At 65.7% G+C, this 12,983-nt stretch carries 13 protein-coding genes and 1 tRNA gene; 5 read left to right on the top strand and 9 right to left on the bottom strand.

The features are described from left to right. Window positions 1–32 precede the first annotated feature (32 nt). The 3 genes from edd to DIZ22_RS08895 form a co-directional block, all read right to left on the bottom strand. Window positions 33–1,865, bottom strand: a complete 1,833-nt coding sequence (gene edd, locus DIZ22_RS08905; RefSeq protein WP_017502335.1) for a phosphogluconate dehydratase — start codon at window positions 1,863–1,865, stop codon at window positions 33–35. Further along, on the bottom strand, window positions 1,858–3,321 hold the full coding sequence (gene zwf / locus DIZ22_RS08900) for a glucose-6-phosphate dehydrogenase (protein WP_122928109.1): 1,464 nt from the start codon (window positions 3,319–3,321) through the stop codon (window positions 1,858–1,860). Before zwf ends, edd begins: the two co-directional genes overlap by 8 nt. A 147-nt stretch (window positions 3,322–3,468) precedes the next feature. Further along, a complete protein-coding gene (locus DIZ22_RS08895; protein ID WP_048937031.1) occupies window positions 3,469–3,879 on the bottom strand; it encodes a MerC domain-containing protein in 411 nt (136 codons plus the stop codon). A gap of 195 nt (window positions 3,880–4,074) precedes the next feature. Between DIZ22_RS08895 and DIZ22_RS08890 the strand changes: the two genes are divergently transcribed. After that, window positions 4,075–5,523, top strand: a complete 1,449-nt coding sequence (locus DIZ22_RS08890; RefSeq protein WP_048937030.1) for a S41 family peptidase — start codon at window positions 4,075–4,077, stop codon at window positions 5,521–5,523. Between the two features lie 35 nt (window positions 5,524–5,558). On the opposite strand, the gene DIZ22_RS08885 is transcribed toward DIZ22_RS08890, so the two are convergent. Beyond that, window positions 5,559–5,897 carry a hypothetical protein gene (locus tag DIZ22_RS08885; protein ID WP_017503721.1) on the bottom strand — a complete coding sequence of 113 codons (339 nt, stop codon included), beginning with the start codon at window positions 5,895–5,897 and terminating at the stop codon, window positions 5,559–5,561. 116 nt (window positions 5,898–6,013) lie between these two features. Between DIZ22_RS08885 and DIZ22_RS08880 the strand changes: the two genes are divergently transcribed. From DIZ22_RS08880 to DIZ22_RS08870, 3 genes are all read left to right on the top strand, one after another. After that, a complete protein-coding gene (locus DIZ22_RS08880; RefSeq protein WP_048937029.1) occupies window positions 6,014–6,322 on the top strand; it encodes an autorepressor SdpR family transcription factor in 309 nt (102 codons plus the stop codon). Beyond that, window positions 6,307–6,684, top strand: a complete 378-nt coding sequence (locus DIZ22_RS08875) for an ammonium transporter (protein WP_234415594.1) — start codon at window positions 6,307–6,309, stop codon at window positions 6,682–6,684. The genes DIZ22_RS08880 and DIZ22_RS08875 overlap by 16 nt, the downstream gene beginning before the upstream one ends. Window positions 6,685–6,783: 99 nt before the next feature. Continuing rightward, window positions 6,784–6,868: transfer RNA gene (locus tag DIZ22_RS08870), tRNA-Leu, on the top strand. A gap of 93 nt (window positions 6,869–6,961) precedes the next feature. Here DIZ22_RS08870 and DIZ22_RS08865 read toward each other — a convergent pair. After that, window positions 6,962–8,098 (bottom strand): aminotransferase class I/II-fold pyridoxal phosphate-dependent enzyme, encoded by a 1,137-nt coding sequence (locus tag DIZ22_RS08865; RefSeq protein WP_048937027.1) that lies wholly within the window; start codon window positions 8,096–8,098, stop codon window positions 6,962–6,964. 57 nt (window positions 8,099–8,155) lie between these two features. Between DIZ22_RS08865 and DIZ22_RS08860 the strand changes: the two genes are divergently transcribed. Further along, window positions 8,156–8,422: a hypothetical protein gene (locus DIZ22_RS08860; protein ID WP_048937058.1), complete on the top strand. Its 267-nt coding sequence runs from the start codon at window positions 8,156–8,158 to the stop codon at window positions 8,420–8,422. A 127-nt stretch (window positions 8,423–8,549) separates the two neighbouring features. Here the strand turns inward: DIZ22_RS08860 and pgl are convergent, their stop codons facing one another. From pgl to DIZ22_RS08840, 4 genes are all read right to left on the bottom strand, one after another. Next, on the bottom strand, window positions 8,550–9,242 hold the full coding sequence (pgl, locus tag DIZ22_RS08855) for a 6-phosphogluconolactonase (protein ID WP_048937026.1): 693 nt from the start codon (window positions 9,240–9,242) through the stop codon (window positions 8,550–8,552). Between the two features lie 5 nt (window positions 9,243–9,247). Continuing rightward, entirely contained in the window at window positions 9,248–9,724 is a 477-nt protein-coding gene (locus tag DIZ22_RS08850; RefSeq protein ID WP_048937025.1) for a YbaK/EbsC family protein, read from the bottom strand. Then, window positions 9,721–10,722 (bottom strand): UDP-glucose 4-epimerase GalE, encoded by a 1,002-nt coding sequence (gene galE, locus DIZ22_RS08845; protein ID WP_048937024.1) that lies wholly within the window; start codon window positions 10,720–10,722, stop codon window positions 9,721–9,723. The genes DIZ22_RS08850 and galE overlap by 4 nt, the downstream gene beginning before the upstream one ends. Window positions 10,723–10,789: 67 nt before the next feature. Beyond that, window positions 10,790–12,967 (bottom strand): 3-hydroxyacyl-CoA dehydrogenase NAD-binding domain-containing protein, encoded by a 2,178-nt coding sequence (locus tag DIZ22_RS08840; protein ID WP_048937023.1) that lies wholly within the window; start codon window positions 12,965–12,967, stop codon window positions 10,790–10,792. Window positions 12,968–12,983 lie beyond the last annotated feature (16 nt).

The following is a 12,983-nucleotide window of genomic DNA, read 5'->3' as shown; positions in this document are numbered from 1 at the left end:
GCATCCTAGCGCGCCGGCGCGAATGGCTGTGCTTATATCGCGAGTTCGGCGTCCATCGCGGCGAGGATCGGCGACGCACCCTGCTCGGCGAGGTCGCTATTGTGGCGGAACAGCGCAAACAGTTCGCGGCCGGTGTCATAGGGCGGGGGCGGGGCGGCGGGAATGTCGCGCGCGTCCCAGGTGGCGGCATCGACCAGCGCCTCGACCTGGCCGCTTTCCGCGCAGACGCGGACGAGGTCGCCATCGCGCAGCTTGCCGATCGGGCCGCCGCCCAGCGCTTCGGGCGACAGGTGGATGGCGGCAGGCACCTTGCCCGATGCGCCCGACATGCGGCCATCGGTCAACAAGGCGACCTTGAAGCCGCGATCCTGCAGCACGCCGAGCGCCGGGGTCAGCTTGTGCAGTTCGGGCATGCCGTTGGCGCGCGGCCCCTGGAAGCGGACGACGACGACGACGTCGCGTTCCAGTTCGCCCGCCTTGAAGGCGCGCAGCACATCGTCCTGATCGTGGAAGATCGCGGCCGGCGCCTCGATCGTCCAGCGTTCCTTGTCGACCGCGCTGACCTTCATCACGCAGCGGCCAAGATTGCCCTGGAGCAGCTTCATGCCGCCATCGGCCTGGAACGGGTTGGAGGCCGGGCGCAGCATCGCCTCGTCGCGGCTGGCGGGGACGTCCTGCCAGACCAGCGCGTCATCCTGCAGCACCGGTTCCTTGCCATAATCGGTCAAATCCTGGCGCGCGACGGTCATGATGTCGCGGTGGAGCAGGCCGGCGTCGAGCAGTTCGCGGATGATGACGGCCATGCCGCCCGCCGCGTGGAAATGGTTCACGTCGCCCGATCCATTGGGATAGACGCGCGCCAGCAGCGGCACCACGTCCGACAGTTCGGCAAAGTCGGTCCAGTCGATATGGATGCCGGCCGCGCGCGCGATTGCGGGCAGGTGGATCGCATGGTTGGTCGAACCGCCGGTGGCCATCAGGCCGATGATCGCGTTGACGATCGCCTTTTCATCGATGCAGTGGCCGAGCGGGCGATAGTCGTTGCCGTCCCAGCCGATGTCGGCGATGCGATGGGTGGCGGCGCGGGTCAGTTCGCTGCGCAGCTTGGTGCCCGGATTGACGAAGGCGGCGCCGGGCATGTGCAGGCCCATGACTTCCATCATCATCTGGTTGCTATTGGCGGTGCCATAGAAGGTGCAGGTGCCCGCGCCATGATAGGAGGCGCTTTCGCTTTCCAGCAGTTCCTCGCGACCCACCTTGCCCTCGGCATAGAGCTGGCGGATGCGGACCTTTTCCTTGTTGGCAAGGCCCGAGGGCATCGGCCCGGCCGGGATCAGGATGGTTGGCAGATGGCCAAAGCGCAGCGCGCCGATCAGCAGGCCCGGCACGATCTTGTCGCAGATGCCGAGCATCAGATTGCCTTCGAACATCGCGTGGCTGAGCGACACGGCGGTCGACAGGGCGATGGTGTCGCGGCTGAACAGGGAGAGGTCCATGCCGGCCTGACCCTGGGTCACGCCGTCGCACATGGCCGGCACGCCGCCCGCCACCTGCGCCGTGGCGCCGATCTCGCGCGCGGCGATCTTGATCTGCTCGGGGTAGCGGCCATAGGGCTGATGGGCCGAGAGCATGTCATTATAGGCGGTGATGATACCGATGTTCATCGCCCGGCCGGTGCGGATGACAGCCTTGTCCTCGCCACTCGCGGCAAAGCCATGGGCGAGGTTGCCGCAGGACAGCTGGGCACGATTGGTGCCCGCATCGCGGCCCCGCTCGATCAGGTCGAGATATTTCAGGCGCGTCGCCGCACTGCGCTCGGTGATGCGTTCTGTGACCTTGGCGATCACGGGGTGAAGATCAGTCATGCCAGCTGGCTCCGTCGCGTTCGATTAGGGCAATGGCCGAGGACGGCCCCCAGTTCCCGGAGGAATAGGTCGACACCTTCATGTGCGCCTCCTTCCATCCGTCGATGATGGAATCGATCCAGGCCCATTGGGCTTCCACCTCGTCGCGGCGGACGAACAGGGTCTGGTCGCCGGCGAGCAGGTCGAGGATCAGTCGTTCATAGGCGATGCGGCGACGCTGGCCGGCAAAGGCGGCGGTCAGCGACACGTCGAGCGTCACTTCCTCCAGATGGGTTTCGCGCTCCAGCCCAGGCCGCTTCGACATGATCAGCAGGCGGATATATTCCTCCGGCTGCAGGCGAATGATCAGCGTGTTCGGCTCCAGCCCCGATCCGTGCCCGTCACGGCCGAAGATCGAATGGCGCACCGGCTTGAACTGGATCATGATTTCGGACTGGCGCGCGGGCAGCCGCTTGCCGGTGCGCAGGTAGAAGGGGACGCCCTGCCAGCGCCAATTGTCGATATGCGCCTTCAGCGCGACGAAGGTTTCGGTGTCGGACGGCTGGCCCAGTTCGTCGGCATAGCCGGTGACGATCTGGCCGCCGACGGCGCCGGGCGTATATTGGCCGCGCACGCTGTGGGTCTTGACCGTTTCCGCGGTCATCGGACGTAGCGAGCGCAGCGCCTTCACCTTCTCGTCGCGTACGGCCGTGGGGTCCATGCGGGCGGGCGGCTCCATCGTCAGGATGGAAAGGATCTGGAGGATATGGTTCTGCACCATGTCGCGCAGCGCGCCGACGCCGTCATAATAGGAAACGCGGCCTTCGAGGCCCACGGTTTCGGCGACGGTGATCTGGACATGGTCGATCGCGGTGGCGTTCCACAGCGGTTCGAACATGACATTGCCGAAGCGGAGCGCCAGCAGGTTCTGAACGGTTTCCTTGCCCAGATAATGGTCGACGCGGAAAATCTGCTCTTCAGCGAACAGGTGGCCGATGCTGTCGTTCACGACCTTGGAGGAAGCGAGATCCTTGCCGATCGGCTTTTCCATCGCGATCCGCGTCTTGGGCGTCAGCAGGCCGGCGTCGGCCAGTCCTTGAGCGGTCGGGCCGAACAGTGAGGGCGGGGTGGAGAGATAGACGGAAATGCCGCGTTCCAGGCGTCCATCGACGCGCTCGGCCAGCTCAGCGAAATGGGCGCCGTTGCTGGAATCGACCGGCTGATAGAGGATCATCGTGCGGAAACGCGCGGCGATGTCGGCATCATATCGGTCGGCCGGCAGGAACTGCTTGAGCGCCGCGCAGACTTCCTCGCGAAAGGCTTCGTCATCCATTTCGGTGCGGGCCGAAGCGATGATCAGGAAGTCGTCGGGCAGCAGGCCGTCCGACAGAAGATTGTAGAGCGATGGGAAAATCATGCGCCGGGCAAGATCGCCGGTGGCACCGAACAACAGGAACGTGGCAGACGGTTCGGTCAAAGGACAGTCCTTCTCCGTTAGTTATCTATATCTGCACGATGCGGCTCTTATACCGGCCATGCTTCGTTACGCAAGCAGGCTATAGGCAGGAAAATGATGCTGCAACTGCGAACGACTCGCGGGAAGGCGGGCGGTCTATGGCGTCGGTCAGCAGGCGGTGCGCAGGCCCCGGCGCCAGTTGAGGATATGCGCCCCGGCCAGCAGGGCGCTGCCGCCGACGGTCCAGATCGCTTCGCTCAATGGGGTGCGGGCCAGCAGCGCGCCCACGGCCATCAGGGACAGGCCGGCCAGGCCGATGCCCAGCGGCAGCGCGGCGCGGTGGCGGCGCCAGCCCTGCAACAGCGCGAACAGGCTGGTCGGCACGGCGATGGCGAACATCAGCAGGTGGAAGGATTCGCCCGGATCGATCCGGGTGGCGATGGTCGGCAGCAAGGCGAAGAGCAGCGGCAGGCCCAGGCAATGGACGGTGCAGAGCGCGGAGGCGCAGATGGCGAAGCCGTCCAGCCAGGAGCGGGGGCGGCCGGCCGGATTAGGTTCCGGCGCTTCGCAATGGGGCATGATAGTTCCTAAATGATATAATGTTACATTTTCATCGGCCATATCGATATGGGGGCATGGGAAGTCAAGGGCAGGGGGCGGAAGGCGTTGCCGGGGCGGTTGGTTGACGGCGCGGAAAGCGCTTTTGTTTCAACGCTATCTTGCCGTGCTGCGGAGCGCGGCCTATCCCGTCTGCCGTCTTTGGGGGGAATAGTGATGAAGCATGGGGTTGCGCGCCTGGCGTTGCTGGCGGGTGGGCTGGCGATGTTGGCGGCTTGTGGTGGTGGCGGGTCCGACAGCGCAGGCACTGCGCCGCCGACGGCGACGCCAACGCCCACGCCGACCGCCACCTGTTCGCTGCGCGAACGGCAGGATTGGGCGGCGGCGACGCTCAAGGAGTGGTATCTTTTCCCCGAAACCTTGCCGTCCGCGCTCAGCCCGGCCGGCTATGCCAGCGTCGACAGCTATATTGACGCGCTGACACAGGGTGCGCGATCGCAGCGGCGCGATCGCTATTTCACCTATCTCACCTCCATCAAGGCGGAGAATGCCTATTATCAGTCGGGGTCGAGCGCCGGCTTCGGCCTGCGCTTCGCGACCGACAGCGGGGGTACCCGCCTGTTCGTCATCGAATCGTTCGAGAACGGCCCGGCGCTGGCCGCCGGCATCGATCGCGGCGCGGAGATATTGGAGATCGGCACCAGCATCACCAACATGCGCAGCGTGTCGTCGCTATTCGCGTCGGGCGGCGCCGATGCCGTGGCCGATGCGATGGGGCCTGATAGCGCCGGCACGACGCGGCTGCTGCGCATCGCCGACGCGAACAGCACCCGCACGGTATCGGTGACCAAGCGCGACTTCGACCTGATGCCGGTATCGAACCGCTATGGCGCGCGGGTGATCGACGATGGCGGCCGCCGTGTCGGCTATGTCAATCTGCGCACCTTCATCCTATCGGCGGAACAGCCGCTGCGCGACGCGTTCGCCGGTTTCAAGGCGCAGGGCGTGACCGACATCATCCTCGACCTGCGCTATAATGGCGGCGGCCTCGTCTCGACCGCCAAGGTGCTGGGCGATCTGATGGGCGCGAACCGGGCGTCGACCGACGTCTTCACCCGAATGACCTTCCGCCCGGAAAAGAGCGCGGAGAACGAGACCTATAATTTCGAGCCGCTGGCGCAATCGTTGGCGCCCACGCGCATCGCCTTCATCGGCAGCGGCGGGACGGCATCGGCGAGCGAACTGGTGATCAACGCCTTCATCCCCTATCTGGGCGCGCAGGCCGGGCTGATCGGCGCCAACACCTATGGCAAGCCGGTCGGGCAGATCGCGATCGATCGCGAAGCCTGTGACGACCGGTTGCGCGTGGTGGCCTTCGCCACCCAGAACAGCGCGGGCAATGCCGATTATTATGACGGGCTGGCGACCAGCGTGAAGGCCAGTTGCCAGGCCTGGGACGATATCAGCTATCCGCTGGGCGATCCGCGCGAGGCGGCGACCCGGCAGGCGCTGGACTTCATCGCCGGGCGCAGCTGCACGCCGATCGGCGGCGCGGTCGCGACGCTCAGCCGCAAGGCCGTGACATCGCCGGTGTCCGCCCCGCGCGAATTGCTGGCGCCGCAGCGGCCCAATCCGGCCCAGCGCGAGGTGCCGGGCCTGTTCTGACCGACCAACCGATCAGGCGGCAGCGCTGACTGTGATCAGCGCTGCTTCTTGGTGATGGTGGCGGTAAAATCGGGATCCTTGTTCGCCACCCAGTCGACGAACTTGCGGATCGGCGGATGGAGCAGCAGGCCCTCCACGTCCATGCCGTGGCGCTGCAATTCGGAATTGGTGAAATTGGCGATCAGCGTCTGCTGGCAGATGCCGTGCATCGGCACGACGTCGCGGCCGCCCCGGCTCTTGGGAACGGGATGGTGCCACACGATGGTCGTGCCCGTTGGACGCCCGCACAGCCAGCAGGGCGGCGGGGGAGGCGCTTCCGCTTCCTCGCGATGCACATCTTCATAGGGGCCATGTTTGGAATATTTGCGGGCCATGTCTCTGCCTGGATTGAAGGAAACTTTGGCCGCTCCCTATCGCAGCCGGCGCGGCAGCGCCACGGGGATCGTCATGGCCGCTTGACTTATTTTGATATTTAGCTAATTATCTCATCATGAGCCAGGTCTTCCGCGCCTTGTCCGATCCGACCCGTCGCCGGGTGCTGCAATTGCTGCGCCAGGGGCCGATGAGCGCGGGCGAACTGAGCGACCAGTTCGATGTCTCCAAACCGACCATGTCGGCGCATTTCGCGGTGCTGAAGGAGGCTGACCTGGTCCATGCGGAAAAGGCCGGCAAGTCGGTCATCTATCATCTCAAGTTGTCGGTGCTGGAAGAGGCGCTGCTGGGCTTTGCCCAGTCGTTCGGCATCGGCGTGGAGGCGCCGGATCAGCATCGGGAGAAGGCAGGATGGACAGGGAGTTGAAGGCGGGCCTGCTCTGGGGCGGCGGTATCCTGCTGCTGGCGCTGGCGGCCAGCCAGGGGCGCAAGCTCGACTGGCTGGACAGTGACATGGTCACGCGGCTGGTGATCGGCGCCAACGGGTTGATGATCGCCTGGTATGGCAATCGCATGCCCAAGGCCTTCCTGCCTGACGCCTGCGCGCGGCAGGTGGCGCGGGTTGGCGGCTGGTCGATGGCGCTCAGCGGCATTATCTATGCCGGCTTCTGGGCGTTCGCGCCGATACCGGTGGCGGTCGTCGGCGGCTGCGTCGCGGTGGGGGTGGGGATGGCCGTGACGATCGGCTACGGCCTCACTCTGCGCGCCCGGCTGCGCGCCCGCCGCTAGGCCCTTGTTTCGCCTGCCTGGCGGCTTTGTTGCGGGAGTGATTTTGGGGGCTTTGCAGCCGGTTCACGACCTGCTAGGTGCCCCCTTCCACGATCAGATGCGGGCGTGGTGAAACTGGTAGACGCGCCGGACTCAAAATCCGGTTCCGCAAGGAGTGTCGGTTCGATTCCGACCGCCCGCACCATCTTTGATCGGCCTCAGGCGCCGCCATTTGCGGCCTCGCCTATTCCTCGTAAATTGCAGATGGCGTTACGGACCTTTTTAGGCCCGCTGCCTTTCAGCGGCCCGGCTGGGCCTGGAACCAGGGGATCATCCGCGCGATCGCATCCTCGACCCGGTCGGTCGAGACGGCGAAGCTGAAGCGGATGAAGCGATGGCCATCGACCGGATCGAAATCGATGCCGGGCGCGGTGGCGACGCCGGTCTCGCGCAGCAGCTTCTGGCAGAAGGCCAGGCTGTCATTGGTGAGATGGCTAATATCGGCATAGATATAGAAGGCGCCGTCGGGCGGCGCGATGCTGGCGAGGCCGAGCGCGGGCAGGGCGTCGAGCAGCAATTGCCGGTTGCGGCGATAGGTGTCGACATGGCCCTCAAGCTCATCGGTGCAGTCGAAGGCGGCAAGCCCCGCCTGCTGCGCCAGCACCGGTGGCGTCAGGAACAAATTGCCCATCCGCGCCCGCGCCGCGCCGATCAGGTCGGCGGGCACGACGATCCAGCCCAGCCGCCAGCCGGCCATGCTGAAATATTTGGAGAAGCTGTTCACGATCACTGAATCAGGGGCAAATTCCAGCATCGAATGCGCCGGTTCGCCGAAGCTGAGGCCATGATAGATTTCGTCGGAGATGATGCGGATGCCGCGGTCGGCACAGACCCTGGCGATCGCCGCCAGTTCGTCGGCCGGGATGATCGTGCCGGTCGGGTTGGCCGGGCTGGCGAGGATCAGGCCGTCCGGCGCCGGCTCGATCGCGGCCAGCGCGTCGGCGCTGATCTGATAGCGTTCGGCCGGGCCGCAGGCGATCTCGACCGGTTCCAGATAAAGGGCCTTCAACGTGTTGCGATAGGCGACATAGCCCGGCCGCGCGGTGGCGACGCGGGCGCCGGGCGCGAACAGGCTGGTCAATGCCAGCACCAGACCGGGCGAGGCGCCGCAGGTCAGCAGCACCTGTTCGGGATCGACGGCGACATTGTGCCGGTCGGCATAGAGGCGGGCGATCCGTTCCTTGAGCGCGGGGCTTTCCCAATAGCCCATCGGATCGGTGTCGAGCACCTCATGCGCCAGCGCGATGGCGGCGGCAGGCGCACCGGTCGAGGGCTGGCCGAATTCCATGTGCAGGATGGAGCGGCCCGCGGCCTTCAGGGCATGGGCCTCGCGGCTGATGGCGATGGCGTGGAAGGGATCGATCTGGGCAATCATGCCGGGTGCCTATTCTGTGCGGGCAACCATGTCCATGGCCGCTACGTTCTGTCTGGCATGAACCAGGCGCTGCTCACCGCCCTGCAATATTATGGTGCCGGCGCCGCCACGCTCGCGGCGCTGGTGGTGTCGCTGAACCTGGGGCGGCGGATTACCGGCTGGGCCTTCGTGTTGTTCGTCACCAGTTCGGTCGCGCTGATCGCCTGGGGCTTTCTCGACACGGACAGCGAGGGCATCGGCTGGCAGAATGTCGCGCTATTGGCGATCAATGGGGTCGGCGTGTGGCGCTATCTGATCTCGAAACATGCGGTGCGCGACCGATAATCCTCCCCTGCAAGGGGAGGTGGCGCGCGAAGCGCGTGACGGAGGGGGGTCGCCCTATCGCAAGCGGGATACCCCTCCACCATTTGCTGCGCACATGGTCCCCCTCCCCTTGCAGGGGAGGATGTTTTTAGGATTCGGCGATCCACACCTCGACCGGCACCTTGTCCTGCAGCAGGGCAAGGCGGATCGGCAGTTCTTCGATCGGACCGCCGGCCAGCGCCTGGTCATAGACCGCCTTCTTGCCCGCGCCGCCGATCTGCAGGAAGATGTGGCGGCTTTGCAGGATCGCGTGGGCAGTCAGCGACAGGCGCTGGTGCGGCGCGACCGGCGGGGTGGCGGCGATGGTGTAAGCCTGGCTGGAAAGGCCTTCGGCCAGTTCCTTGCCCTCCGGGAAGAGCGAGGCGGTATGGCCGTCATCGCCCATGCCGAGCAGGATGATGTCGAACGGCCAGGGCAGGGCGGCAAAGTCCGCCTCTACCGCGCTTTGGCCGGCATAGGCGTCGGCGGCACCATTTTTCATCGGTACGAAGCGGGCGGCGGCGGCTGGCCCCTGGAGCAGGGTTTCGCGCACCAGCCGTTCGTTGCTGTCGGCGCTGACCGGATCGACCCAGCGTTCGTCGACCAAAGTGACGATCAGCTTCGTCCAGTCGAGCGGCACCTTCGACAGCGCTTCCAGCACCGGGCGGGGCGAGCGGCCGCCCGACACGGCCAGCGTCGCGACACCGCGTTCGGTGATCGCCTCCGACAACAGGGTAGCGATGCGGGCTGCGATATCGGTGGCAGCCTGTGCGCCGGTGGCAAAGATATGTTCGGTCGGCATGGCTCTCACTCGACGATTTCGGGAAGGGTGCAGATGTCGATCCATTGCGCCCCGGTCAAGGCGGCAAGCCGATCGGGCGTCAGTTCGACCGAGGCGGTGCGCGATCCCGCCGCCGGAAACACGGTGTCGAACGCCTGCAACGAGACATCGCAATAGACGGGCAGGGCACTGGCGAGACCGAAGGGGCAGACGCCGCCGACCGGATGGCCGGTAATCTCCTCCACCTCATGCGCGCCTAGCATGCGCGGCTTGGCGCCCAGCGCCGCCTTCGCCTTGCCATTGGACAGGCGGGCGTCGCCGCGGGCGCAGACCAGCACGACCGTTTCGCCGACGCGCAGCGACAGCGTCTTGGCGATGCGCGCGGGTTCGACGCCCAGCGCGGCGGCCGCCTCGATCACCGTCGCGGTGCTGACGCCCTGGTCGATGATCGCCACATCGGGCGCCTGCGCGGCGAAGAAGGCGCGAACGCTGGCTTCGCTCATGCCTTCTGGATATCGCTGAGCTTGCGTTCCCAGGCGAGCGCATGGTCGACGATCTGGCCGAGGTCGGCATAGCGCGGCTGCCAGGGAAATTCCGCCATCAGCGCGCTATTGTCGGAAATCAGCGCATCGGGATCGCCCGCACGGCGCCCTTCCAGCCGGCGCTCGATCGTCATGTTCGTGACCCGGTCGACCGCGTCCAGCACTTCGAGCACGGAGAAGCCCCGGCCATAGCCGCAATTGAGCATGTAATTGCGATCGGGGTGGGCGATCAGCGCTTCGAGCGCCAGCACATGGGCGGCGGCGAGATCGCTGACATGGATATAGTCGCGCACGCCGGTGCCGTCGGGCGTGGCGAAATCCGTGCCGAAGACGCTGACATGGCTGCGCTTGCCCAGCGCCGCCTCGACCGCGACCTTGATCAGGTGGGTGGCGCCCGCCGTCGACTGGCCGGTGCGGCCCTGCGGATCGGCGCCGGCGACATTGAAATAGCGCAGCGCGCAGAAGTTCATGGCGTGGGCCGCGGCGACGTCGCGCAGCATATATTCGGTCATCAGCTTCGACATGCCATAGGGGTTGATCGGCCGCTGCGGCGTCGTTTCCCTGACCGGGCTTTCCTCCGGTATGCCATAGGTGGCGGCGGTCGAGGAGAAGATGAAATGGGGCACGCCCACGGCGACCACGCTTTCCAGCAGGTCGCGGGTCTTGGCGCTGTTGTTGTTATAATATTTGAGCGGGTTCTCGACCGATTCCGGCACGACCACCGATCCGGCGAAATGCATGATCGCCTGGACGCCATGTTCGCGCAGCGTCGCCTGTACCAGCGCCTGGTCTGCGATGTCGCCCTGCACGAAGGGGATGTCCTGCGGCACGGCCCAGCGGAAGCCGGTGACCAGATTGTCGATCACCACCACGCCATAGCCGGCATCCTTCAGCGCCAGCACCGCATGGCTGCCGATATAGCCGGCGCCGCCCGTGACCAGAACCGTTGGCTTGCTCATAAAGAAAAGGTCTCCCCGAATATGTCCGGGGAGACCTAATACAGAAGCGTTACGATTTACAAATCGCTCATGCTGCAGCGCGAGACGGAACGGGTCGATAGAAGGTCGCGCCGTTGGCGGCCATGTCCCGCAGCTGCGCCGTGGGGGCGAAGCGCGGGCCATGGGCGGCGGCCAGCCGGTCCAGCACGGCCACGACATGGGCGATGCCGACCGTATCCATATGACTGAACGGACCGCCGGTATAGGGCGCGAAGCCCCAGCCGAAGATCGCGCCGATATCGCCATCTTCCGGCGTTTCCAGCACGCCTTCCTCGAAGCAGCGGGCGCATTCGATCAGCTGGCGATAGAGGAGGCGTTCCTTGACTTCCTCGACATCCGGCTGGGCGTCGGCGCGCGGGAACAGGTCGCCCAGCACCGGCGAGAGATGCTTCTTGCCGCCTTCGGGATAGTCGTACCAGCCCTTGCCATTCTTGCGGCCCAGGCGATCGGCCTCGACCATCTTGAGCATGATGTCGTCCGACCCCTGGGGAACATAGGCGTCGCCCAGTTCCTTCTTGGCGGCGGTCATGATCTTGACGCCCAGTTCGATCGACACTTCGTCGCTGACCGCCAGCGGGCCGGTCGGCATGCCAAGCTGCTTGCCGGCATTTTCGATGAGCGCCGGGTTGACGCCTTCGCCGACCAGTTCCGCGCCTTCCTGCACATAGGTGCCAAAGCTGCGCGAGGTATAGAAGCCGCGACTGTCATGGACGACGATCGGGGTCTTCTTGATCTGGGCAACGAAATCGAGCGCCTTGGCGATCGCGGCGGGGCCGGTCCTCTCACCCAGGATGATCTCGACCAGCGGCATCTTCTCGACCGGCGAGAAGAAGTGGACGCCGATGAAATTCTCGGGCTTGGACCAGGCATTGGCCAGCTTGGTGATTGGTAGCGTCGAGGTGTTGGAGCCGAAGATGGTGTCGGCGCCCAGCACGGCTTCGACCTGCTTGGTGACTTCCGCCTTGATCGCGACATCCTCGAATACGGCTTCGATCACGAAGTCGGCGCCGGCGAGCGCGGCATAGTCGGTGGTCGGGGTGACGCGGGCCAGGGTGGCGGCCATCTTCTCGGGCGTCATTCCCTTGCCCAGGCGCTTGGAGAGGACCGCCTCGACATGGGCCTTGCCCTTCTCGGCATAAGCCTGGTCACGGTCGAACAGCACGACGTCCATTCCGGCCTGCGCCGCGACGGTGGCGATGCCAGCGCCCATCATGCCGGCACCCAGCATGGCGAGCTTGGTCGTCGGCGCCTTGGCCTCGCCTTTGGGACGACGCGCGCCGCGCTCGGCCGCCTGCTTGTTGACGAACAGGGTGCGGATCATGTTCGACGCCTGCGGATCGGCGGCGACCTTGGCGAAATATTTGCTCTCGATCCGGATCGCCCGGTCCATCGGCAAGGTGATGCCCTCATAGACCGCCGACAGCAAAGCGATCGGCGCGTTCATGTTGCGCTGCGTCTGCTTGAGCGTCATCGGCAGGGCACCGGCCATGGTCTGGACGAAGGCGGGGTTGAAACCGCCGGCGCCGCCGGGCACCTTGAAGCCCTTGACGTCCCAGGGCTGGGTGCTGGCGGTCGGGTTGGCCTTGACCCAGTCCTTGGCGGCGGCGAGCGACGTGCCCTGCGGCACCACGCCGTCGACGACCTTCAGCATCGCGGCTTCGGCCGGGCGGAACAGCTTGCCCTGCAGCATGTACATCAGCGACGCCTGGACGCCCATGATGCGCGGCAGGCGCTGCGATCCGCCGCCGCCGGGGAACAGGCCGATCAGGATTTCGGGCAGGCCGAGCTGGGTCTTGGGGCTGTCGCCGACGAAGCGGCGATGGCAGGCCAGCGCCAGTTCGAAGCCGCCGCCGACGCAGGTGCCCTCGATCGCGCAGGCGACCGGCTTGCCGGCGGTTTCCAGGCGCCGGAACAGCTGGTTCAGCACGAACACATTGTCGAAGATCGCGGTGGGGGCGGGGCGCTGTCCATCCGTGCTGGCCAGCATCGACCCGAAATATTTGAGGTCCATGCCGGCCATGAAGCCGCTGTCCTTGCCCGATGCGATGACCGCGCCCTTGATGCCCTCTTCCGACGCGATGCGGGTGATGGCGGCATCCAGATCGGCCAGGAAGTCGGGGCCGATGACGTTCATCGACTGGCCGGGCACGTCGATCGTCAGGGTGGCGATGCCGTCGGCATCGATGTCGAAGCGGATGGTTTCCATGTGTGTCTCTCCTAAG

This window comes from Sphingobium sp. LF-16 (assembly GCF_003711185.1).
GTDB classification, from domain to species: Bacteria; Pseudomonadota; Alphaproteobacteria; order Sphingomonadales; family Sphingomonadaceae; genus Sphingobium; species Sphingobium yanoikuyae_A.
The sequence above is the reverse complement of the archived record's forward strand: the minus strand, read 5'-3'. Positions and strand labels throughout refer to the sequence as shown.